Origin of the sequence: Mycobacterium neumannii (assembly GCF_048452905.1) — a bacterium.
Classification (GTDB): domain Bacteria; phylum Actinomycetota; class Actinomycetes; order Mycobacteriales; family Mycobacteriaceae; genus Mycobacterium; species Mycobacterium neumannii_B.
Genome location: NZ_JBCGVF010000006.1, coordinates 30,048 through 50,935, shown reverse-complemented (window position 1 = coordinate 50,935; position 20,888 = coordinate 30,048). Strand labels below are relative to the sequence as shown.

The following is a 20,888-nucleotide window of genomic DNA, read 5'->3' as shown; positions in this document are numbered from 1 at the left end:
GAAACGGACGCGAGATGCGCAGAGTGGTCCAATTTTCCACCGGCAACGTCGGGCAGCACTCGTTGCGGGCGCTCATCGGGCGGCCCGATCTCGAGCTTGTCGGGGTGCACGCCGCCAACCCGGACAAGATCGGCCGCGACGCCGCCGAGTTGTGCGGACTGAGCGATCCCACCGGCGTCACCGCGACCGACGATATCGACGCGTTGATCGCGCTGAAGCCGGATTGCGTCGTCTACACCGCTTTGGGCGAGACGCGGCCGATGGAGGCGATCGAGGAGATGTCGCGCTTCCTGGCCGCCGGGATCAACGTGGTCGGCACATCGATGGTATGGCTGGTGACACCTCGGCAGATCGACGACTGGCTGCGGGTGCCACTGGAAGAGGCTTGCGCGGCGGGCAATTCGTCGCTCTACGTCAACGGCATCGATCCGGGATACTCCGGTGACACCGCGGTACTGGCCGCGTTGAGCCTGGTGACCCGCGCCGAATCGGTCACGGTGCAGGAAGTCTTCGACTACGGGAACTACGACGACTACGAGTACACCGGTACCGCAATGGGATTCGGCACCAGTGCCGACGACGAGCTCGCGATGGCATTCCAGCCCGGGGTCATCACCACGATGTTCGGTGGGCTGGTGCGCAATATCGCCCACCACTTCGGTGTCGAACTCGACGATGTCACGCAGCGATTCGAGCCCTGGTACGCCGACCGGCGCATCGAATGCAAGATGATGACCGTCGAACCCGGGGGGCTCGCCGGGGTGCGGTTCGCCGCCGAGGGAATCCGCGGCGGCGCGCCCCTGATCACCGTCGAGCACACCACCCGGCTCACACCAGCGGCCGCGCCGGACTGGGAGTACCCACCCGAGGGTCACTCCGGCGTCCACAAGGTGATCGTGGAAGGCGAGCCGCGCATCGAAGTGAATACGCTGCTGTCTCATCCGGTACTCGATGTCACCGAGGCCGGATGCGTCTCAACCGCGGCCCGCGTCGTCAACGTCATCGACTGGGTGTGCCGCGCCCCGCAGGGCATCATCGCCGTCGAGGACATCCCGCCGGCCGAAATGGTCCGCGGACTGGTGTGGTGAGCGCAGGGTCGCAGCCACCAGTGATGAACAGTCTCGTTCCGACCACCGTCCGCCAGGCCCGCTGGCTGATCCTCGGCGGAGTCGTCGCCATCGCGCTCGGCATCGTGCGCGGCTACACCTTCTTCGCGCACGGCGGCCTGATTTTCCTCGTGCTGGGTGTGCTTTTCCTGAGCATCGGCGTGGCATCGATTCTTGCCTCGGTGCAACGACTCCGGCTCGGAGACCCACCGCGTGGCGACGCGGCCGGCCGCCCCTGAGTGCGCGTCAGCCAACGACGCGCACGTCAGGTCTCACGCCCTGGCGAGCTGCTTTTGCTCGTAGAGCCGCGCCCACTCCTTGCGCGGCCGGATCGAGACGTCGACGTCGGTTGCCTTGGCGCGCAATGCACCCGCGGTCGCCTGCTCCTTGGGGGTGAGTTTGAACGGGTCCCAACTGAAGAACCGGCAGGAGTTCTCCCAGGTGATCTTGTTGATGTCGGAATCCGATGCCCCCACGGCGTCGAGCTCGGCCAGCACCTGCTCGGGCGCGTCGGGCCAGAAGCAGTCTGAGTGCGGGTAATCGCACTCCCACGCGATGATGTCGATACCGATCTCGTGACGCAGCTTCAGCGAGGTCTTGTCGGTGACGTAGCAGGCCAGCGAGTGCTCGCGGAACACGTCGGACGGCAGCTTGTCCCCGAAGTCGCGTCGCAGCCACTTCTGGTTGGTGTAGTGGCGGTCGCTGCGGTCCAGGTAGAACGGGATCCAGCCGATACCGCCTTCGGAGAAGGCGAATTTGAGGTCCGGGTAGTTGCGCATCGCCGGACCCCACAACAGGTCCTGTGCGCACATCGCCGAGACCTGGGTGGCCAGGATGATCAGGTTGTCGATCGGGGCGTTGGGCGCCATGCTGATCGCGCCGAAGCCGGTCCCGATGTGCAGGCACATCACCACGTTCTCTTCGGAGAGCGTGCGGAACACCGGGCCCCAGTACTCTTCGTCGTGATAGCTCGGAAGGCCTTCGAGGTGGGGCAGTTCCGGCATGGTCACCGCTCGACACCCCTTGGCCGCGACCCTGCGGATCTCGTTGCACATCCCCTCCGGCGTCCACGTCGGCAGGATCGCGATCGGGATGAAGCGGTCCGGATAGGACCCGGCCCACTCGTCGATGTGCCAGTCGTTGTAGGCCGACACCATCACCAGGGTGACGTCTTCGCGGGTCATGTTGAGATGGCGTGCGGAAAACCCGGTGAACGTCGGGAAGCACATCGAGGCCAGGATGCCGTTGCGGTTCATGTCGCGGACCCGCTCGTGCACGTCGTAGACACCCGGCCGCATCTCGGCGAACCCGGCCGGATCCCGGCCCCACTCCTCGGCCGGCCACGACACCACCGCGTTCAGCCCGCTGACACCCTGCGGGCGGCCCTGATACATCCACTGATCGACGCCCTTGTCGTCGGTCACCACGATCGGCGCCTCGTCCTTGTACTTCGCCGGCACATGTCGCAGGAACATGTCGGGCGGTTCCACGACGTGGTCATCGATGCTCACCAGGATCAGGTCGTCAACGTTCATACCCCAGTAGTACCGTCTAGCCCCATGACCGTCTCTGCGCTATCGGACAGAGGTTTTGCCCAACCGGCCAACATGGCAGCCGGCGCGAACCGACGCGTCATCGACCTGCGACGAGGCGGTCGAGCGCTGGGCGGCAGCTATCTATATGAGGGCGATGCGCTGATCACCGGTTGGCACTCGCACGACGTGCACCAGATCGAGTACGCGCTCGGCGGGGTCGTCGAGGTGGAAACCGACTCGGCGCACTACCTGCTGCCGCCGCAGCAGGCCGCATGGATTCCCGTCGGTCTCGACCATCAGGCGACCATGAACCCCGACGTCCGGACCGTCGCGGTGATGTTCGACCCGCAGTTGATCCCGCATGCCGGCGACCGGGCGCGCATCCTGGCGGTGTCCCCACTGATCCGCGAAATGATGATCTACGCGCTGCGCTGGCCCATCGACCGCGCCGAAGGCGACGAGATCTCCGACGCGTTCTTCCGCACGCTGGCCAATCTCGTGACCGAGGCACTCGACCACGAGGCGCCGTTGAGCCTGCCCACGTCCGAGCACCCGATCGTCGCCGCCGCCATGGCCTACACCAAGGAGCATCTCGACGGTGTCACCGCCGAAGAGGTGAGCCGGGCCGTTTCGGTGTCCGAACGCACGCTCCGGCGGCTGTTCCAGGATTCGGTCGGGTTGTCCTGGCGCACATACCTTCTGCACGCCCGCATGCTGAAGGCCATGGCATTGCTGGCCGCGCCGGGTCAGTCGGTGCAGGAGACGTCGTCGGCGGTCGGCTTCGACAGCCTCAGTTCCTTCACCCGGGCCTTCACTCAGTTCTGCGGGGAGACGCCGACGAGCTACCGCAAGCGGGTGGGCGGCACATCGCTGTAAAAGGGAGCGTCACGACTCGTCGCGCATCTGGCCACCGCGAAGCAGCGCGTTCACCGCGCTCCCCCATCGCTGAAGTTGGGCGGGGGTGTCGAACGGTTCGGTGAGGTGACGCTCGATGTGGTCGCGCAGGATCCAGGCGCCCAGGGCCAACACCAGCGGGTTGAGTGCACCCCACGTCGGGTCGAGGTCGGGGCGGGTCAGCCCGGCTTCCCTGCGCGCCTGCCAGCGCTGAGCGCCGACGGCGGCGAGCGAGTCGAACACCTGCGTGCCGAGCGAACTCCCGTCGGTCAGCGCCCGTACGACATATGCGACCACATCGGGTTCGTCGGCCACCAGGGACGTCACGCGGTCCCCCACGTCGGTGATGGAGTCCACCGTTGATTCGGGCATGCGCTGCATGAGTGCGGTATTCATCACCCCGAGCACGTGGTCGTCGACGGCCTTGATCAGGTTGGCTTTCGTTTCGAAGTGGTGCTGGACCAACCCCAGCGAGACGCCGGCTTCCGCCGCGACTGCGCGAAGCGACGTCGCCGACGTGCCGCGAGCCGCAAAGCACTGAAGCGCCGCATCGCGAATCCGTTCGACGCTCGAGCGCTGATGTTTCTCGGAGGCGTGTTGCCCCGTCGACGCCGCCGTCATCGATACCCGCAGGTCTGAGTGCTCACCCCCACACAGTAGCCAATACGCGTGTATTGTCGGAAACCGATACGCGTGTATTGTCACCCTCGTGGCGGAGGACCGTCCCGACCGAAAGGAAACGCAGATGCCCGTCGACGAGCGGCTGAATGGCCGGACGACGCGCCCCGTTGCGGTCAACGCGCCCCAGGACACGGCGCTCGGCGCCTGCACTCAGGACCCCGACCGGTGGGCCCTCGGGGCCGACGAGGGCGCCAAGGAGCTGTGCCGGACATGTCCTCGCCGTTGGCTCTGCGCCCAGGAGGCGTGTCAGACACCCGGAGCGGTCGGGGTGTGGGCCGGCATCTACATTCCGGACACCGGCCGGGCACGCCAGTTCGCGTTGCGGCAACTACAGTCGCTGGCCGAACGCAATGGATTCACCGTCCGAAAGGCGGGCTGAACCGCACTTTCAGGCCGCGGGTTTCACTGGCGTTGCCAGCGGGCAACCTCAGCGCAACCGATTCCGTGAGCCACCAGGAGACCCCGATGCGCGAGCGCGCTCTCGCCCCCGCCGACAACCCGACCGCCGAGGCGATCGCCACGACAGGCCTCTTTCTCATCTTCACCGCGATCATCGCGGTCGCGGTGAGCCTGTCGAGCTGGGGCGCCTCCGACGCACCGCTGGCCGCCGTCGCGGGAGCGGTCGCCGCAATCAGCTTCACCGCCAGCCTGGTCTGCTTCGGCAAGCAGAGCGCAGACGACTGACGCGCGCCGGTACAAGCCTGCGATGATGGCCAGTTATGGCCCGCTGGTATCCGCTGCTGTCCGCCGACGCTGACTTTCTGGTCTCGGCGCCTCATGTCTTCCGCTACGAGAAGCGCTACGCCGCGACGCCGGAGCAGGTATGGCAGTCGCTGACGTCGGACGAGTCGCTGGCGGCGTGGGGCCCGGCGGTCAAGAACGTCACCTGGACCTCACCGCGCCCGTTCGGAGTCGGGACCACCCGCGAAGTGACCGCTCCCGGCGGCGCCATCCTGCGCGAGCGCTTCTTCCGTTGGGATGAGGGCCATCAAAAGTCCTTCTACGTCTACGAGTCGACGCTGCCGCTGTTCAAACGCTTCGCCGAGGATTACATCGTCGACGCCGACGGCGGTCAGACACGGTTCACGTGGGTGGTCGCCGTTGAACCGAAGAACGCGATGAGCCTGCCGGTCGCGATCCTCGCGCCGCTGCTGAAAGCCGGATTCGGGCGCATACCGAGCGGCGGACAGAAGTACTTCGCCACGACGTGAGTTGGTGCGGGCGGTGGGACTCGAACCCACACGTTCTCTCGAACACCGGCACCTAAAGCCGGCGCGTCAGCCAATTGCGCCACGCCCGCGACGCGTGTCGATGCTACCCGCCGCCGGTCGGCCCGCCTCGATGAGTTCGTCGGGCCGAAGGACGTCGCGGTACCGTTGGAAGGTGTCCACTACGCAACGTAGGAGGCCGGCGCTCATCGCCTTGGTGATCGTCGGCGCCGTCGGCTGCCTTGCGCTGGCGTGGTGGCAGTGGACCCGTTTCGAGTCGGCCTCGGGCAGCTTCCAGAATCTCGGCTACGCGATGCAGTGGCCGCTGTTCGCCGGCTTCGTCGTGTACGCCTACTACAAGTTCGTGCGCTACGAGGAAGCACCACCCGAGCCGGCCAGAAGCGACATCACCGAGATCCCCGAGGACCTGCTTCCGCGAAAGCCCTCAGCCACAACCCCATCCGACGATGACGTCGACGACCCCGCACTGCGCGAGTACAACGCCTACCTGGCCGAGCTCGCCGAGAAGGACAAGGAACACCCGGCCACATGACCGAACCGCCGATCACCTCCGCCGACAACGTCCGCAAGGCACTTCTGGGCTACCGGGTGCTGGCCTGGACGACGGGCATCTGGCTCATCGCGCTCTGCTACGAGATGGTGATGAAGTACGTCTACCACGTCGAGGGCCTGAACTGGATCGCGGTCGTCCACGGCTGGGTGTATTTCGTGTACCTGCTCTTCACCGCCAACCTCGCGGTCAAGGTGCGCTGGCCGATCGGGAAGACGATCGGCGTACTGCTGGCAGGGACCATCCCGCTCGTCGGCATCATCGTCGAGCAGGTCCAGACCAGGGAGATCAAGGACCGCTACGGCCTGTAGTCAGCACCAGATCGGGTGCTGACTCGTTCACCGCGCCGACCTTCGGAATGGCCAGCGCGGTGAGCGCGGCGACGACGGCCGCACCTGCCGCAATGAGCAGCGCGACCCGCAAACCGGCCAACGACGGCACGTCGTGCCCAGCCACCGTCGTCGTCATCACCGTGAGCACCGCACCGATCACCGCGCTGGAAATCGATGTACCCAGCGAGCGCGCGAGCGCGTTGATTCCGTTGGCAGCGGCCGTTTCCGAGACCGGGACGGCCGCGTTGATCAACGCGGGTAACGACGAGAACGCGAAACCGACGCCGATGCTGACCATCACGTTGAACACGCACAGTTGCCACGCGCTGTTCATCAGGACCAGTCCCGACAGATAGCCGGCGGCCACCACCGTCGACCCGACGAACAGGGTGAACCGCGGACCGCGCACATCGGCGATCCGCGCCGCCACCGGAGACGTCAACATCATCGCCAGTCCGCCGGGCGCCATCCACAGACCCGTCTGCAACAGCGACTGGCCGAGGCCGTAACCCGAGCCGGCAGGCAGCTCGAGGATCTGCGGCGCGATCAACGACATCGCGAACAACGAGAAGCCCACCGCGATCGACGCCAGATTCGTCGTCAGCACCGGCCGTTTCAGTGTCGTGCGCAGATCGACGATGGGGGCGACGGTCCTGAACTGCCACAGCGCGAACAACCCGAAGATCACCAGCGAGGAGGTAAACATCGTCACGGTGATCGCACTGGACCAGCCCCAGCTTCCGCCCTTGGAGATGCCCAGCAAAAGCGTGACGAGCCCGCCCGCGAGACCGACTGCGCCCAGCGCGTCGAAGCGGTCGGCGGAAACCGTGGGCAACCGCGGTACCAGCGCCGCGAACGACACCGCCGACATCACCCCGAGTGCGGCGCCGAACCAGAACAACGCATGCCAGTCGAAGCGATCGGCGATGATCGCCGACAGTGGAAGCCCAAGCGCCCCACCGACACCCAGCGATGCGCTCATCAAACCCATCGCGGTGCCGACCCGATGGGCCGGCACCGATGCGCGCATCACGCTGATGCCCAGCGGGATGATCGGCATTCCGAAGCCCTGCAGCCCGCGGCCCACGATCACCGGGACCAGCGATGTCGTCGTCGCCGCGATCAACGATCCCACCGTGAGCAGTACGGCGCAGATGATCAGGATGGGCTTGGGCCCGTACATGTCGCCGAGCCTGCCGAACATCGGGGTCGCCACAGCCGCGGTGAGCAACGTCGCGGTGATCACCCACGATGCGTTGGACGCGCTGGTGTCCAGCAGTGTGGGAAGTTCGGGGATGAGCGGGATGACGAGCGTCTGCATCAGCGACACGCTGATGCCCGCCGCCGCGAGCACCGCCACGACGATCGCCGGGTGCCGCGTCCTACCGACGTCGGCTTGGGCGGAGGGGCGGCGCACCCCGGGGATGCTACCGCTTAGTTGAGCTATACAAAATTTCCTTGCCCAGCGTGAGCTTGTGATCGCAGGGCCGAATCTCGCGCACAAGATCAGGTTCGGGCGGCCAACTCCCGCAGCGCGGGCAGCAGTGCCCTCAGGGCACGGCCCCGGTGCGAGGCCGCATCCTTCTCGGCGGCGTCGAGTTCGGCCGCGGTCCGCGTCGACCCGGCGGGCAGGAACACCGGGTCGTAGCCGAACCCGCCGTCCCCGCGTGGGGCACGCACGATGCTGCCCGGCCATTCCCCACGCACCACGGTCTCGCCGGCCTCGTGCACCAAAGCGCAGGCCGACACGAACGCCCCGCTGCGCCGCTCGTCGGGTACGTCCGAAAGCTGCGCCAACAGCAGCGCCGTGTTTGCGGCATCGTCCCCATGCCGGCCCGCCCATCGCGCCGAGAGCACTCCGGGCATTCCGTTCAATGCCGCGACTTCCAGCCCGGAATCGTCGGCGACCGTCGCAAGACCCGTCGCACGGTGAGCATCGCGCGCTTTGGCCAACGCGTTCTCTTCGAATGTCGTCCCGGTTTCGGGGGCCTCGTCGAAGGTGGGCACGTCGTCGAGCGAGAGCAGCGTCAGCCCCGACACCCCCGCCGCCGCGAGCACCCGGTGCAACTCGGCCAGCTTCTTCGGGTTGCGGCTGGCCACCAGCAGCTCGGTCAGCTTCCGAACGCCTTCTTGGGCGGGTCCTTCGGTTCGGGCAGCACACCGGGATAGGGCAACTCCAACGCCTCACGCTGGATCTCGAAGATCTGCTCACACGCCGTCATCGCCGCGTCGAGCATCTTGTCCAGCGTGGAGCGCGGGAACGTCGCGCCCTCGCCGGTGCCCTGGATCTCGACGAGGGTGCCGGTGTCGGTGGCCACGACGTTCATGTCGACCTCGGCGCGCGAGTCCTCGGTGTACGGCAGGTCGACGCGGATGCGCCCGTCGACGACGCCGACGCTGACCGCGGCGATCGCGCACGACAGCGGCCGCGGATCGGAGAGCTTGCCCGCCGCCGACAGATAGGTCACCGCGTCGGCGAGCGCGACGTAGGCCCCGGTGATCGCGGCCGTTCGCGTGCCGCCGTCGGCCTGCAGCACGTCGCAGTCGATCGCGATCGTGTTCTCGCCCAGCGCGGCGAGGTCGATGCACGCCCGCAACGACCGGCCGACCAGCCTGCTGATCTCCTGGGTGCGGCCACCGACGCGGCCCTTGACCGACTCGCGATCGGACCGATCGTGCGTTGCGGCGGGCAGCATCGCGTATTCGGCTGTCAGCCAGCCTTTTCCGGAGCCCTTTCGCCAGCGCGGCACACCCTCGGTGACGCTCGCCGTGCACATGACGCGCGTCTCGCCGAACTCCACCAGCACAGAACCGGCGGGATGGGTGGTGAAACCGCGGGTGATGCGAACCGGCCTCAGCTCGTCGTCAAGCCGGCCGTCTTCTCTTCGGGACACGAGCCAACCCTATCGGCTGACTCCGACCCATCGCTTGAGACCATCAGGCCGCCGAGCGCTCGATGTCGAACGTCTCGTTGCAGACGACCGCGTGCACCGGACCGTCGAACTCGGCCTTGGCCTCGCTGATGACGTCCTCGCGGGACGTCCACGGCGGAATGTGGGTCAGCAGCAACTCGCCGACGCCCGCCTCGGCGGCGGCGCGGCCCGCTTCCGTGCCCGACAGATGCAGTCTCGGCGGCCGGTCCGGCGAGTGCGTCCAGGACGCCTCGCACAGGAACACGTCGGCGCCGCGGGCGAGGTCGATGAGTTGCTCGCAGTAGCCGGTGTCGCCGCTGTAGACGAGCGTCGCACCGTCCGGGTCGGTGATGCGCATGCCGTAGGACTCGGTCGGGTGGCAAACCAATTTCGGCGTCACGTTCAGCGAGCCGATGGTGACCGTTTCGTTGTCGACCCAGTGGCGGATCTCGAACACATCGGAGAAATCGTCGATCTCCCCGCCCTCGGGCGACGACGCCGCACCGAGCCGGGCCCAGGTGTTGGCCGGGCCGTACATGATTCCGCGTTCCTGCGCCGGCGACGGGTGGTAGCGCCGCCACACGAACAGGCCCGGCAGATCGAGGCAGTGGTCGGCATGCAGATGCGACAACAGCACGTGCACGTCGTTGGGATCGGCGTGGCGTTGCAGCGCACCGAGCACGCCACCGCCGAAGTCGAGCACCAACGGCGGGGTGTCGGGTGCGGTGACGAGATATCCGGACGCCGGCGAATCAGGCCCGACAACACTGCCGGAGCAACCGAGTACGGTGATTCGCACAGTCACTAGCTTGCCATGCCCGGCCCACGCGTGACGAAAACATGGCCGGTTTGAGCGACCGAAATCATCTCTGCACGCTGACGTGACGTTGAACAGGTCGAACGCCGTCGAGCGTCGGGCCGAGAAACCGTGCGGCAAGGGCGGTGAAGGCATCCGGGTCGCCCGTCGCCTCGAAGATCCGCTGCGGCGGCGCGGAGTCGTGCGGCCGCAGCAAATCGAGTTCGGTGAGCACCCTCAGCAAGTCCTTGGCGGTCTCCTCGGCGCTCGACACCAACGTGACGTTCTCGCCCATCGCCAACTGGATCAGTCCCGACAGCATCGGGTAATGGGTGCAGCCCAGCACGAGCGTGTCCACCTGGGCGCGCTGAAGCGGTTCGAGGTATCCCTCGGCGAGCCCGAGCACTTGGCGTCCACTGGTCACACCCCGCTCGACGAAGTCGACGAACCGCGGGCAGGCCACACCGATCACCTCGGTGTCGCGGGCCGCCGCGAACGCGTCCTGGTACGCACCGGACGCGATCGTCGCAACGGTGCCGATGACACCGATACGACCGTTGCGGGTGGTCGCGACCGCGCGGCGCACCGCGGGCAGGATCACCTCGATCACAGGCACCGGTGCATAGCGTTCGCGGGCGTCGCGCAGGCAGGCCGACGACGCCGTGTTGCAGGCGATGACAAGTGCCTTGATCCCGCGCGAGACGAGATCGTCGCCGATCGCCAGGGCGTGTGCACGCACCTGCGGGATGGACAGCGGCCCATACGGCCCGTTGGCGGTATCACCGACGTAGACGATGTTCTCGCCGGGCAACTGGTCGATGATCGCGCGGGCGACCGTGAGCCCACCGACGCCCGAGTCGAAGATGCCGACGGGTGCCTCGGCGGGCACGGCCGGGTTCACGACGGCAGGTACGGGTTCGACGCCACGCCTTTGCGCTTCTCGCGGGCCTTGCGCTCCGGACCGGACAGCAGATACGCCGCGATGATGCCCGCGACCGCCCCACTGAGGTGGCCCTGCCAGGACACCCCCGGGGTGCCGGGCAATACGCCGAGTAGAACGCTGCCGTAGACCAGCAGCACGATCACGCCGACGATGATCTCCCAAGCTTTGCGGGTGAAGAACCCGAACACGATCAGGAACGCCAGCCAACCGAAGATCAGCCCCGAAGCGCCGATGTGGTTGGCCTCGCACCGCACCCCCACGTAAGGGCAGTGCATGCCGACGTTGCCGATCAGCCACGTGCCCACACCGCCGAGGATCCACACGATCGCGGTCGCGAAGATGAATCGCGACATCCCCGCCAGCGTCATCAGGAAGCCCAGCACCAGGGCCGGAACGGTGTTGGCGATGAGGTGGTCCCAGTTCGAGTGCAGCAGCGGAGCGAACAGGATGCCCACCAGCCCGTCGGACTCCAGAGGCCGGATGCCGTTGTCGTCGAGGCGATGGTTCGACAACGAGTCGAACAGTTCGATGACCCACAGCAGCACGACGAAGCTGAAGACGGTGACGGCGCCGATCACCCAGGCGGGCCGCTTGCGCGGTTGCGACGGTGTGGTCCCCGGATACCCGGTCATGCCCATAGCTGCCCTTCAAGCGCGTCTTCGGCGTCATCAAGGCTACCGGCGTACGCACCGGTCGACAGATACTTCCAACCCGCGTCGGCGACGACGAACGCGATGTCGGCCTGCTCGCCGGCCTTGACCGCCTTGGCCGCCATGCCCAACGCCGCATGCAGCACCGCGCCGGTGGAGATGCCCGCGAAGATCCCCTCCACCTGAACCAGATCGCGGGTGCGCCTGATCGCGTCGTAGGAACCGACGGAGTACCGCGTGGTGAGCACGTCCGGGTCGTACAACTCGGGGATGAACCCCTCGTCGATGTTGCGCAGCGCGTAGACGCCCTCGCCGTAGCGCGGTTCGGCGGCGACGATCTTGACGTCGGGTTTGCGCTCGCGCAGGAACCGCCCGGTCCCCATCAGGGTGCCGGTGGTGCCGAGGCCCGCGACGAAATGGGTGATCTCCGGCAGGTCTGCGAGCAACTCGGGGCCGGTGCCCTCGTAGTGCGACAGCGAGTTGGCCTCGTTGCCGTACTGGTAGAGCATCACCCACGAAGGATTCTGCAGCGCAAGCTCTTTCGCATGGGCGACGGCGGTGTTCGAGCCGCCCTCGGCGGGCGAGTAGATGATCCGCGCACCGTACAACTCGAGCAGCTGACGGCGTTCGATCGAGGTGTTCTCCGGCATCACACAGATCATCTGGTAGCCCTTGAGCAGGGCCGCCATCGCCAGCGAGATGCCGGTGTTCCCGCTCGTCGGCTCCAGGATCGTCGCGCCGGGTTGCAGCAGGCCCTGCCGTTCGGCCTCCTCGATCATCCGCAGCGCCGGCCGGTCCTTGATGGAGCCCGTGGGGTTGCGGTCCTCGAGCTTGGCCCACAGCCGCACATGGGGCGCCTCGTCCCAGCGCGGTGAGAGCCGGCGCAGGCCCACCAACGGTGTACCGCCTAGCGCTTCGAGCAGCGAGTCGTATCGCGCCATCAGACGCCCGTTACCCTCCAGCCACTGCGGGCAGGATCGTCACCGAGTCGCCGTCGGCGACCGTGGTGTCGAGCCCACCCGAGAACCGCACGTCCTCGTCGTTGACGTAGATGTTGACGAACCGGTTCAGCTTCCCGGGGTTCTCCTTGTCCATCAGGCGCTCGGAGATGCCGGAGTAGTTGACCTCCAGGTCGCTGATCACGGCCGCGACGGTGTCGCCCGACGCGGTGACGCGCTTCTCCCCTCCGGTGTGGGTGCGCAGGATGGTCGGGATGGAAACGTTGACTGCCATTGGTGAAGCCTTCCTAGTACTGCTCGACGATCTTGACGGGTTCCTCGGTGACGACGCCATCGGCGATGCGGTAGCTCCGCAGTTCGTGCTCCTCGAGGTTGCGGGTCGACACCAGCACGTAGTGGGCCTCGGGTTCTTGGGCCAGTGCGATGTCAGTGCGGCTGGGATAGGCCTCGGTCCCGGTGTGCGAGTGGTAGATCACGACCGGGACCTCGTCGGCGTCGTCCATCTCCCGCCACACCCGCAGTTGCTCCATCGAATCGAACCGGTAGAACGTCGGCGACCGCTCGGCGTTGGTCATCGCGATGAAGCGCTCCGGACGGTCCGAGCCCTCGGGTCCCGCGATCACCCCGCAGGCCTCGTCGGGATGGTCGGCGCGGGCGTGGGCGACCATGGCGTCGACCAGATCCGCTCGGATCACCAACACAGCAGCTACCCCTTTCTGCACGAAACTGTATTCCAGCAGCGAAAAATCGAGTAAACGGCTGCTGGAGTGCAGTTTCGCGATTACCCGAACGCCCCAGGCAACATGTCCCGGTACGCCGGTATTCCGGCCACCGACTCGGCGGCCAATACCCCGATCATCACCGCGCGGGCCAGACAGTCCGCCGCGGCGGCGCCCACCTGCGTGATCAGCGGCATCTCAGGCGTCATCGACGCCGGGGTCGTGGGGTCCAGCGGCACCTCGACGGCACCGGTGGCCAGCGCGAACACCGTGTCCCCGTCATGCGGCGTGTGGCACGGCCGGATGGTGCGCGCCAAGCCGTCGTGTGCGGCGACGGCCACTCGTCGGCAGGCCGCGGGGCTCATCGCCGCGTCGGTGGCCACCACGGCGATCGTGGTGTTGAGCGGGCTGAACTCCTGGTGCCGGTCGGCGTAGGCGGCGATCTGGTCGGCGGGCGGCGGGACCAGCCCGAACTCTTCGATCTGGTACGCCAGCCAGGGCAGGCCGGTCGCTGTGTCGAAGACCTCGCCTGCGGAGTTGACGATCACCAGCGCGCCGACCGTGACGCCGCAATCCAGTTGCATCGACGCCGTGCCCACACCGCCCTTGAGCACACCGGCGCGCGCTCCCGTGCCCGCGCCCACGGTGCCGGTCGCCACCTCGGTGCCCGCGCTTGCGGCCGCTTGGTAGCCGAACTCCGCGGTCGGCCTGCATTGCCAACCGCCGACCGGGAGGTCGAACACCACCGCGGCGGGCACGATCGGGACCACGCCGCCGTCCAGCGCGACGCCGCGACCCTGCTCCTCGAGGTACCGCATCACCCCGTCGGCGGCCGCCAGCCCGTAGGCGCTGCCGCCGCTCAGGACCACGGCGTCGACGTGCTGAACGGAATTGATCGGGTCGAGCAGGTCGGTCTCTCGGGTGCCGGGCGCCCCTCCCCTGCCGTCGACGCCTCCCACGGTTCCGGGCGGCGTCAGCACGACGGAGGTGCCGCTGGCCCAACCCGAACCCAACGTCACGTCCGGATCGAGGCGATGATGTTGCCCCACCCGGATACCGGCCACGTCGGTGATCGAGCTCATCTCGACTTCCCCATCAGTCCCAGCACCAGATACTCCTGCAGCACGGTCAGCCACTGGTAGACGTCGAGGTGCCCGGCCATCGGATGGTCGGGTGGCAGTTCGTCGGGCCCCTCCGGTGAGATCGCGAGCATGGTGCCCAGCGCCAAGCGCATGTCGTTGACGGCGGCGGCCCACGCGTGCGCGTCGTCCTCGCTCAACTCGAACTTGCCGCCCTGCGCCGGCATGGTGTCCAGAAGTGTCTGCGCCGCTTCGCGTTTCGCATCGATGATATCGGGCTCATGCAAGCCGCGCAGTGCGCTGTTGAGGCTCTCGGCGGCAGTGGAACCGGCGGGGTGCTCGGTCTGCGGCCGGTAGAAGTCCGGCAGCAACCGTTTCATCGTTTCGTCTTCGGGTGGCGTCGAATTGCCGGTACGCATGCCCGTGATCGCTTCGAGTTCGTCTGCGGGCGCAGATGATTCGCGCTCCTCCAGCATGCCCACTACCGAGGTGGCCAGGCTTCGCAACAGGGCGGCCTCGTGCGGTGCGATGGCCGACCGGAAACGCGCTCCATCGGCAGTGTCCACCCGCTTCCACTTACGCACGTGTCTGTCAGCGGTCCTGCTGCATGGTGGCCCACAGCCCGGCGGCGTGGAGCTTGGTCACGTCGATCTCCATCGCCTCGCGGCTGCCCGCCGAGACCACGGCCTTGCCTTCGTTGTGCACCTGGAGCATCAACTTGGTCGCGTGCGCCTCGGGGTAGCCGAACAGCTTCTGCAAGACGTAGGTCACGTAGGTCATCAGGTTCACCGGGTCGTCCCACACGATGGTCACCCAGGGCGTGTCGACGGCGGCGTCTTCAGTCGCGACGGACTTGACGTTCCGCTCTTCGCGAGTCCCCGGTCGAGCCTTCGCCGGCGTAACCATGTCGTTCAGGATAGCCAACGTATATCCGGCACTTCGAGCTACTACGGTGACGGTGTGACCGCCGCATCCCCGGCCCTGCTCACCGACAAGTATGAGCTGACGATGCTCGCGGCCGCGTTGCGCGACGGCACCGCGCACCGACGCACCACCTTCGAGATCTTCGCGCGCCGACTGCCCGAAGGCCGCCGCTACGGCGTGGTGGCAGGCACCGCACGGTTCGTGGATGCCTTGGCGCAGTTCGAATTCGACGATGCGGCGCTGGCTTCGCTCGCGGACTTTCTCGACGCCGAGACGCTCGCGTACCTGGCCGAGTACCGATTCGGAGGCGATGTCGACGGATACGCCGAAGGCGAGCTCTACTTCCCGGGTTCACCGGTGCTCTCGGTGCACGGCACGTTCGGCGAATGTGTCGTCCTGGAGACATTGGCGTTGTCGATCTTCAACCACGACACCGCGATCGCATCCGCCGCGGCCCGCATGGTCAGCGCCGCCGAGGGCCGCCACCTGATCGAGATGGGCTCGCGGCGCACCCACGAGCACGCCGCCGTCGCCGCCGCTCGTGCGGCGTACCTGGCCGGCTTCTCCGGATCGTCCAATCTGCAGGCCCAGCGCGACTACGGGGTCCCGACGCTCGGCACCAGCGCGCACGCGTTCACACTGCTGTACACGACCGGTGACGGCCCCGACGAGCGTGCGGCGTTCCAGGCGCAGGTCGAGGCGCTCGGTGTGGACACGACGCTGCTGGTGGACACCTACGACATCACCGCGGGGGTGGCGACGGCCGTCGAGGTCGCCGGTCCGGAACTCGGTGCGGTGCGCATCGATTCCGGAGACCTCGGCGTGCTCGCGCGCCAGGTGCGCGCTCAGCTCGACGACCTCGGCGCCACCGAGACGAAGATCGTCGTCTCCGGCGATCTCGACGAATTCGCGATCGCGGCGTTGCGCGCCGAACCGGTCGACACCTACGGCGTCGGCACGTCGCTGGTCACCGGTTCCGGCGCCCCGACGGCCGGAATGGTCTACAAGCTGACCGAGGTGGACGGCCTTCCGGTGGAGAAGCGCAGCAGCCACAAGCAGTCTCACGGCGGGCGTAAACAGGCGATGCGGATGGCCAAGGCGACCGGCACGATCGTCGAAGAGGTCGTCTTCCCCTACGAGCGCCCGCCGGCTGACCCCGACGGCCTCACCGCGCGGGTTCTGACCGTTCCACTGATACGGCATGGCGAACCGATCGCCGATCTGGGCCTCGGCGCGGCCCGCGCCCGGGTCAGAGACGGCCTGACGAGCCTGCCGTGGGACGGGTTGAAACTGTCCCGCGGCGAACCCGCCGTGCCGACGCGGCTGATCCCTCCCGGCGCGTAGGTGGGCACCACGTCGGACATCACCCAGTTGCTGGCCACCGCCGTCGCAGCCCTCGGTGGACGCGAACGCGCGGGCCAGGTCGAGATGGCGAAGGCCGTCACCAATGCCTTCGACACCGGTGAGCACCTTGCCGTCCAGGCCGGGACGGGCACCGGGAAGTCGCTGGCCTACCTCGTGCCCGCGCTTGCACGTGCCGTCGACGCCGACGACCCCGTCGTGGTGTCCACGGCGACCATCGCGCTGCAACGTCAACTCGTCGACCGCGACCTTCCGCGGCTGGCGGAATCGTTGGCCGACATGCTGCCGCGCGCCCCCGAGTTCGCCCTGCTCAAGGGCCGCGGGAATTACCTGTGCCTGAACAAGATTCACAACGGAAGCTCGGCCGGCGGTGTCACCGAGCCCGAGGACCGGTCCCAGGAAGATCTGTTCGAACCGGTGGCGACCAGTGCCCTGGGTCGAGATGTGAAGCGGCTCATCGCCTGGTCGTCGGACACCGACACCGGCGACCGCGACGAGCTGACCCCGGGCGTTCCGGACCGGTCCTGGTCACAGGTCAGCGTGTCGGCGCGCGAATGCATCGGAGTGGCCCGGTGCCCGTTCGGCACCGACTGTTTCGCAGAAAAGGCACGGGAGAAAGCCGGCCGTGCCGATGTCGTCGTCACCAACCACGCTCTACTGGCCATCGACGCGATCTCCGATGCCGCCGTACTCCCCGAACACCACCTGCTCGTCGTCGATGAGGCGCACGAGTTGGTCGACCGCGTGACGTCGGTGGCCACCGGTGAGCTGTCCGCAACCTCGCTCGGCATCGCCCACCGCCGGGCCGCGCGCCTGGTCGACCAGGAACTGGCACAACGGCTGGAGGCGGCGACGGCGACGCTATCGTCGGCCATCCACGACACCGAGCCGGGCCGCATCGACGTCCTCGACGACGAATTGGCGACCTACCTGACCGCGGTGCGCGACGCCGCGTACCGGGCCCGGTCGACGATCGACACCGCGCCAAGCGACCCGGCGGCCGCGTCCGCGCGCACCGAAGCCGTCACGGCGTTGACCGATATCGGCGACACCGCCTCCCGCGTCCTCGACTCCTTCCTGCCCGCCATCCCCGACCGCACGGACGTGGTGTGGATCGAACGCGAGGACACGCGCGCAACGGTGCGGACCATACTGCGCGTCGCCCCGCTTTCGGTGTCGGGTCTGTTGCGCACCAGGCTCTTTGAGAACACCACGACCGTTCTGACATCGGCGACGCTGACGATCGGCGGCACGTTCGACGCGATGGCATCGGCGTGGGGGCTGACGGGCGCGGAGACCGAGTGGAAGGGCATCGACGTCGGATCCCCGTTCGAGCACGCGAAGTCCGGCATCCTCTACGTTGCAGCACATCTGCCGCCGCCGGGACGTGACGGCACCGGGTCCGCAGAACAACTCGACGAAATCGCCGCGCTGATCACCGCGGCGGGCGGCCGCACCCTCGGTCTGTTCTCCTCGATGCGTGCGGCCAAGGCGGCAGCCGAGATCATGCGGGAGCGACTGGACACTCCGGTGCTGTGCCAGGGCGAGGACACCACGTCGGCGTTGGTCAAGCGGTTCGCCGACGATCCCGAGACGTCGCTGTTCGGCACGCTGTCGCTGTGGCAGGGCGTCGACGTGCCCGGCCCGTCACTGTCGCTGGTGCTCATCGACCGGATCCCGTTCCCGCGCCCCGACGATCCGCTACTGACCGCGCGGCAACGGGCGGTGGCTGCCCGAGGGGGCAACGGTTTCATGGCCGTTGCCGCCAGCCACGCCGCGCTGCTGTTGGCCCAAGGTGCGGGTCGGCTGTTGCGCACCGTCGACGACCGCGGCGTGGTCGCCGTGCTGGACTCGCGGATGGCCACCGCCCGCTACGGCGGATTCCTGCGAGCCTCTCTGCCACCGTTCTGGGCGACGACCGACTCGAACCGCGTGCGTCAGGCGCTCGAACGTCTCCGCGCGCGGTGATTGTTTTCTATTCTGACAACGGTTCAGTGCGCGCCCTGCGGCCGCCTCGACGTGAAAGGCGGCGTCCATGAATCGACGACACGTGCGGGGCGCCGTGACCGCGATGTCGGCGGTGCTCGTCATCACCGGATGCACCACAACGCTTCGCGGCGAACCCGTGTCGGTGTTCAACGATCCGTTCCGTGTCGCGGGCATGCCTGCGACCGACGGCCCCACCGGTTTACGGCCGGACGCGCGCGATCCGACGCGAGTGGTGGTGGGCACCAACGGGAGTGACTCCGACGAGCTGGCCCGCCAGGCGATCAGCGACATCGAAGAGTTCTGGGAAGGCGCCTACGGCGCGGCGTTCGACGGCCGGTTCGAGCCGGTCGACCGCGTCTATTCCTGGGACGCCAACGGATTCGACAGCACCGGGTTCTGCGACACCGACACCTACGCCTTGGTCAACGCCGGCTACTGCACCACCGACAACACCATCGGATGGGATCGCGGCGAGCTCCTGCCCAGTCTGCGGCAGGAGTTCGGCGACATGGGAGTGACGATGGTGCTCGCCCACGAATACGGCCACGCCGTGCAGAGGCAGGCGGGCCTGGTCGACGACGACACCCCGACGCTGGTGTCCGAACAGCAGGCCGACTGTCTGGCGGGCGCCTACATGCGCTGGGTCGCAGAAGACGACTCGCCGCGATTCACGCTGTCGACCGGCGAAGGGCTCAACAACGTGTTGGCGTCCGTCATCGCGTTCCGGGATCCGTTGTTGAGCGAGTACGACCCCGAAGTCGGGGTCGACGAACACGGTTCGGCGTTCGAACGCCTGTCGGCCTTCCAGTTCGGCTTCACCGACGGCCCGTCGGCCTGCGCGGCCATCGACATGCGCGAGATCGGCCAACGCCGAGGCGATCTGCCGGTGCTCCTGCAAGAGGACGAGACCGGCGAATGGCCCGTCTCCGAAGAGTCGGTAGGGGCCGTCATGGACGCGATGGACATCCTCTTCACACCCGCCAACCCGCCGCAGCGCAGCTTCGACCCCCCGGCCTGCACGAACGCGCGACCGAGTCCGCCGGCGTCCTACTGCCCGGCGACCAACACCATCGCCGTCGACCTCGACGAGCTGGCGGTGATGGGCGCCCAGCCCGACATCGAGGACCCGGTCAGCTTGGCCACCGGCGACAACACCGCCTACTCGGTACTGGTGTCGCGGTACATGCAGGCGATCCAGAACGAGCACGGCGGCGTCGCACTGGACAACGCCGAGGCCGCGCTGCGCACGGCGTGCCTGACCGGTGTCGCCACCACCAAACTCTCGAAGAGCGTGACCACCCCCGACGGCAACACCGTCGCGCTGACCGCAGGCGACGTCGACGAGGCCGTGTCGGGCATCCTGATGAACGGCCTGGTGGCCAGCGACGTCAACGGCGAATCGGTGCCCTCGGGCTTCTCCCGCATCGACGCCTTCCGCGTCGGCGTCCTCGGGGACACCGAACGCTGCTTCAAGCGCTTCGGCTGATCAGATCTTTTTCGTCACGCCGTACCAGGCGACGATCGCCTCGGACTGGTCGGTGGAATGGCTGAGGTACGCATACGAGCGGATGAAGGACTCGCCGACGCAGCCGTCGATCTTGACCCGGAAATTGCTCACCATCACCCACGGCTCCGCGCCGGTGAACTTCTTCTTCGTCACCGGCACCACGTTGACCAGACCCGGTTTGAGGCCCACGGTGATACCGCCGCCGACATTGCCGCCGAGGCTCGGCAGGATTCCGAAGTCCTCGCCACCACCGACCACGGTGAGCCCCAGCAGCCCGATGGACGGGTTGATGCCTGCGGTGCCGGTCAGGGAGACGCCGTTCGAGGTGCTCATGTCGATGCCGCAGCCGATCTCGTAACCGACTTCAAGGCTGCCCTCCGGCGCTTCGCCTCCCCCCGGGCCGATCAGCCGACCCTTATAGGTGCCGCCGACGACGTATTCGCGCGACGACAGTGCGGTCGTCAGCGGAGGTGTCGGTGCCTGGGTCTCTTTCTCGGCGCTCATTTCCAGGCGCCAACCGTCGGGAGTCTCGGTCACCGCGGGCGGGGTGGATTCGACGGCGCCGTCCGGAGGCGGAGGGGGCGCCCCCTCGGCGGGCACTTCGGCCACGACAGGCTCGGCCTCCGGATCGGCCGACGCGGATGCGGCGCCCAAACTGCCGAGCACCCCCGCGACCGTGATCACGGTGAGGCCTCGCCGCAGCACAATCCCAATCGTCACT

Annotated in this window: 26 protein-coding genes and 1 tRNA gene; 11 read left to right on the top strand and 16 right to left on the bottom strand. The window is 67.6% G+C overall.

The genetic code is table 11. The features are described from left to right. The first annotated feature begins 14 nt into the window (after positions 1-14). On the top strand, positions 15-1,088 hold the full coding sequence (locus AAHH99_RS17985) for a dihydrodipicolinate reductase (protein WP_418769945.1): 1,074 nt from the start codon (positions 15-17) through the stop codon (positions 1,086-1,088). A 23-nt stretch (positions 1,089-1,111) separates the two neighbouring features. Then, positions 1,112-1,345: a hypothetical protein gene (locus AAHH99_RS17980; RefSeq protein ID WP_064412883.1), complete on the top strand. Its 234-nt coding sequence runs from the start codon at positions 1,112-1,114 to the stop codon at positions 1,343-1,345. A 33-nt stretch (positions 1,346-1,378) separates the two neighbouring features. Here the strand turns inward: AAHH99_RS17980 and AAHH99_RS17975 are convergent, their stop codons facing one another. Continuing rightward, complete coding sequence (locus tag AAHH99_RS17975; RefSeq protein WP_418769944.1) at positions 1,379-2,641, bottom strand: amidohydrolase family protein; 1,263 nt, start codon at positions 2,639-2,641, stop codon at positions 1,379-1,381. 24 nt (positions 2,642-2,665) lie between these two features. On the opposite strand from AAHH99_RS17975, the gene AAHH99_RS17970 reads away from it, so the two are divergent. Beyond that, positions 2,666-3,517: an AraC family transcriptional regulator gene (locus AAHH99_RS17970; protein WP_064346468.1), complete on the top strand. Its 852-nt coding sequence runs from the start codon at positions 2,666-2,668 to the stop codon at positions 3,515-3,517. Positions 3,518-3,526: 9 nt separating this feature from the next. On the opposite strand, the gene AAHH99_RS17965 is transcribed toward AAHH99_RS17970, so the two are convergent. Then, complete coding sequence (locus AAHH99_RS17965) at positions 3,527-4,156, bottom strand: TetR/AcrR family transcriptional regulator (RefSeq protein WP_418769943.1); 630 nt, start codon at positions 4,154-4,156, stop codon at positions 3,527-3,529. 124 nt (positions 4,157-4,280) lie between these two features. On the opposite strand from AAHH99_RS17965, the gene AAHH99_RS17960 reads away from it, so the two are divergent. The 3 genes from AAHH99_RS17960 to AAHH99_RS17950 all read left to right on the top strand — a co-directional run bounded on the left by AAHH99_RS17960 (position 4,281) and on the right by AAHH99_RS17950 (position 5,427). Beyond that, complete coding sequence (locus AAHH99_RS17960) at positions 4,281-4,595, top strand: WhiB family transcriptional regulator (RefSeq protein ID WP_418770260.1); 315 nt, start codon at positions 4,281-4,283, stop codon at positions 4,593-4,595. Positions 4,596-4,681: 86 nt separating this feature from the next. After that, the gene (locus AAHH99_RS17955; protein WP_418769942.1) at positions 4,682-4,900 is read left to right on the top strand and encodes a hypothetical protein; all 219 of its coding nucleotides are present in this window, start codon (positions 4,682-4,684) and stop codon (positions 4,898-4,900) included. 35 nt (positions 4,901-4,935) lie between these two features. Beyond that, positions 4,936-5,427, top strand: a complete 492-nt coding sequence (locus AAHH99_RS17950; protein WP_418769941.1) for an SRPBCC family protein — start codon at positions 4,936-4,938, stop codon at positions 5,425-5,427. Between the two features lie 2 nt (positions 5,428-5,429). Here AAHH99_RS17950 and AAHH99_RS17945 read toward each other — a convergent pair. Continuing rightward, a tRNA-Leu gene (locus AAHH99_RS17945) sits at positions 5,430-5,516 on the bottom strand. Between the two features lie 83 nt (positions 5,517-5,599). On the opposite strand from AAHH99_RS17945, the gene AAHH99_RS17940 reads away from it, so the two are divergent. Together AAHH99_RS17940 and AAHH99_RS17935 are read left to right on the top strand one after the other, a co-directional pair. Beyond that, a complete protein-coding gene (locus AAHH99_RS17940; protein ID WP_068201145.1) occupies positions 5,600-5,977 on the top strand; it encodes a hypothetical protein in 378 nt (125 codons plus the stop codon). Further along, entirely contained in the window at positions 5,974-6,306 is a 333-nt protein-coding gene (locus AAHH99_RS17935; RefSeq protein WP_064397303.1) for a DUF3817 domain-containing protein, read from the top strand. Before AAHH99_RS17940 ends, AAHH99_RS17935 begins: the two co-directional genes overlap by 4 nt. Here AAHH99_RS17935 and AAHH99_RS17930 read toward each other — a convergent pair. The 12 genes from AAHH99_RS17930 to clpS form a co-directional block, all read right to left on the bottom strand. Next, positions 6,284-7,744 (bottom strand): MFS transporter, encoded by a 1,461-nt coding sequence (locus AAHH99_RS17930; protein ID WP_418769940.1) that lies wholly within the window; start codon positions 7,742-7,744, stop codon positions 6,284-6,286. The two genes, AAHH99_RS17935 and AAHH99_RS17930, sit on opposite strands and share 23 nt — an antisense overlap. Positions 7,745-7,833: 89 nt before the next feature. Beyond that, the gene (gene rdgB / locus AAHH99_RS17925) at positions 7,834-8,442 is read right to left on the bottom strand and encodes an RdgB/HAM1 family non-canonical purine NTP pyrophosphatase (protein WP_418770259.1); all 609 of its coding nucleotides are present in this window, start codon (positions 8,440-8,442) and stop codon (positions 7,834-7,836) included. Then, positions 8,439-9,221, bottom strand: coding sequence for a ribonuclease PH (rph, locus tag AAHH99_RS17920; RefSeq protein WP_064397309.1), 783 nt, complete (start codon positions 9,219-9,221; stop codon positions 8,439-8,441). Before rph ends, rdgB begins: the two co-directional genes overlap by 4 nt. A gap of 43 nt (positions 9,222-9,264) precedes the next feature. Beyond that, the gene (locus AAHH99_RS17915) at positions 9,265-10,044 is read right to left on the bottom strand and encodes a cyclic nucleotide-degrading phosphodiesterase (RefSeq protein WP_418769939.1); all 780 of its coding nucleotides are present in this window, start codon (positions 10,042-10,044) and stop codon (positions 9,265-9,267) included. A 58-nt stretch (positions 10,045-10,102) separates the two neighbouring features. Beyond that, complete coding sequence (gene murI, locus AAHH99_RS17910; RefSeq protein ID WP_418770258.1) at positions 10,103-10,924, bottom strand: glutamate racemase; 822 nt, start codon at positions 10,922-10,924, stop codon at positions 10,103-10,105. 8 nt (positions 10,925-10,932) lie between these two features. Next, positions 10,933-11,616 carry a rhomboid family intramembrane serine protease gene (locus AAHH99_RS17905; protein ID WP_418769938.1) on the bottom strand — a complete coding sequence of 228 codons (684 nt, stop codon included), beginning with the start codon at positions 11,614-11,616 and terminating at the stop codon, positions 10,933-10,935. Next, on the bottom strand, positions 11,607-12,569 hold the full coding sequence (locus AAHH99_RS17900) for a cysteine synthase (RefSeq protein ID WP_418769937.1): 963 nt from the start codon (positions 12,567-12,569) through the stop codon (positions 11,607-11,609). Before AAHH99_RS17900 ends, AAHH99_RS17905 begins: the two co-directional genes overlap by 10 nt. A 10-nt stretch (positions 12,570-12,579) precedes the next feature. Then, complete coding sequence (locus tag AAHH99_RS17895) at positions 12,580-12,861, bottom strand: MoaD/ThiS family protein (RefSeq protein ID WP_418769936.1); 282 nt, start codon at positions 12,859-12,861, stop codon at positions 12,580-12,582. Between the two features lie 13 nt (positions 12,862-12,874). After that, positions 12,875-13,309: a Mov34/MPN/PAD-1 family protein gene (locus tag AAHH99_RS17890; RefSeq protein ID WP_418769935.1), complete on the bottom strand. Its 435-nt coding sequence runs from the start codon at positions 13,307-13,309 to the stop codon at positions 12,875-12,877. A gap of 59 nt (positions 13,310-13,368) precedes the next feature. Further along, entirely contained in the window at positions 13,369-14,388 is a 1,020-nt protein-coding gene (locus AAHH99_RS17885; RefSeq protein WP_418769934.1) for a P1 family peptidase, read from the bottom strand. Continuing rightward, complete coding sequence (locus tag AAHH99_RS17880) at positions 14,385-14,969, bottom strand: DUF2017 domain-containing protein (RefSeq protein ID WP_418769933.1); 585 nt, start codon at positions 14,967-14,969, stop codon at positions 14,385-14,387. The genes AAHH99_RS17885 and AAHH99_RS17880 overlap by 4 nt, the downstream gene beginning before the upstream one ends. Before the next feature lie 7 nt (positions 14,970-14,976). Further along, positions 14,977-15,291 (bottom strand): ATP-dependent Clp protease adapter ClpS, encoded by a 315-nt coding sequence (clpS, locus tag AAHH99_RS17875; RefSeq protein WP_064397324.1) that lies wholly within the window; start codon positions 15,289-15,291, stop codon positions 14,977-14,979. Between the two features lie 102 nt (positions 15,292-15,393). Here clpS and AAHH99_RS17870 point away from each other — a divergent pair, with 102 nt between their 5' ends. From AAHH99_RS17870 to AAHH99_RS17860, 3 genes are all read left to right on the top strand, one after another. Further along, complete coding sequence (locus AAHH99_RS17870) at positions 15,394-16,653, top strand: nicotinate phosphoribosyltransferase (RefSeq protein WP_418770257.1); 1,260 nt, start codon at positions 15,394-15,396, stop codon at positions 16,651-16,653. After that, complete coding sequence (locus AAHH99_RS17865; protein WP_418769932.1) at positions 16,654-18,639, top strand: ATP-dependent DNA helicase; 1,986 nt, start codon at positions 16,654-16,656, stop codon at positions 18,637-18,639. A gap of 67 nt (positions 18,640-18,706) precedes the next feature. Continuing rightward, complete coding sequence (locus AAHH99_RS17860) at positions 18,707-20,146, top strand: neutral zinc metallopeptidase (protein WP_418769931.1); 1,440 nt, start codon at positions 18,707-18,709, stop codon at positions 20,144-20,146. Here the strand turns inward: AAHH99_RS17860 and AAHH99_RS17855 are convergent, their stop codons facing one another. Then, positions 20,147-20,875 carry an MspA family porin gene (locus AAHH99_RS17855; RefSeq protein WP_418770256.1) on the bottom strand — a complete coding sequence of 243 codons (729 nt, stop codon included), beginning with the start codon at positions 20,873-20,875 and terminating at the stop codon, positions 20,147-20,149. It lies immediately after the preceding gene. Positions 20,876-20,888 lie beyond the last annotated feature (13 nt).

Excerpts from the sequence above, each read along its gene's own strand:
- AAHH99_RS17895 (WP_418769936.1), bottom strand. The coding sequence starts at position 12,861 with ATGGCAGTCAACGTTTCCATCCCGACCATCCTGCGCACCCACACCGGA.
- AAHH99_RS17985 (WP_418769945.1), top strand. The coding sequence starts at position 15 with ATGCGCAGAGTGGTCCAATTTTCCACCGGCAACGTCGGGCAGCACTCG.
- AAHH99_RS17975 (WP_418769944.1), bottom strand. The coding sequence starts at position 2,641 with ATGAACGTTGACGACCTGATCCTGGTGAGCATCGATGACCACGTCGTG.
- AAHH99_RS17950 (WP_418769941.1), top strand. The coding sequence starts at position 4,936 with ATGGCCCGCTGGTATCCGCTGCTGTCCGCCGACGCTGACTTTCTGGTC.
- AAHH99_RS17885 (WP_418769934.1), bottom strand. The coding sequence starts at position 14,388 with ATGAGCTCGATCACCGACGTGGCCGGTATCCGGGTGGGGCAACATCAT.
- AAHH99_RS17870 (WP_418770257.1), top strand. The coding sequence starts at position 15,394 with ATGCTCGCGGCCGCGTTGCGCGACGGCACCGCGCACCGACGCACCACC.
- AAHH99_RS17970 (WP_064346468.1), top strand. The coding sequence starts at position 2,666 with ATGACCGTCTCTGCGCTATCGGACAGAGGTTTTGCCCAACCGGCCAAC.
- AAHH99_RS17960 (WP_418770260.1), top strand. The coding sequence starts at position 4,281 with ATGCCCGTCGACGAGCGGCTGAATGGCCGGACGACGCGCCCCGTTGCG.
- clpS (WP_064397324.1), bottom strand. The coding sequence starts at position 15,291 with ATGGTTACGCCGGCGAAGGCTCGACCGGGGACTCGCGAAGAGCGGAAC.
- AAHH99_RS17965 (WP_418769943.1), bottom strand. The coding sequence starts at position 4,156 with ATGACGGCGGCGTCGACGGGGCAACACGCCTCCGAGAAACATCAGCGC.
- AAHH99_RS17935 (WP_064397303.1), top strand. The coding sequence starts at position 5,974 with ATGACCGAACCGCCGATCACCTCCGCCGACAACGTCCGCAAGGCACTT.
- AAHH99_RS17905 (WP_418769938.1), bottom strand. The coding sequence starts at position 11,616 with ATGGGCATGACCGGGTATCCGGGGACCACACCGTCGCAACCGCGCAAG.
- AAHH99_RS17980 (WP_064412883.1), top strand. The coding sequence starts at position 1,112 with ATGAACAGTCTCGTTCCGACCACCGTCCGCCAGGCCCGCTGGCTGATC.
- AAHH99_RS17860 (WP_418769931.1), top strand. The coding sequence starts at position 18,707 with ATGAATCGACGACACGTGCGGGGCGCCGTGACCGCGATGTCGGCGGTG.
- AAHH99_RS17955 (WP_418769942.1), top strand. The coding sequence starts at position 4,682 with ATGCGCGAGCGCGCTCTCGCCCCCGCCGACAACCCGACCGCCGAGGCG.
- AAHH99_RS17900 (WP_418769937.1), bottom strand. The coding sequence starts at position 12,569 with ATGGCGCGATACGACTCGCTGCTCGAAGCGCTAGGCGGTACACCGTTG.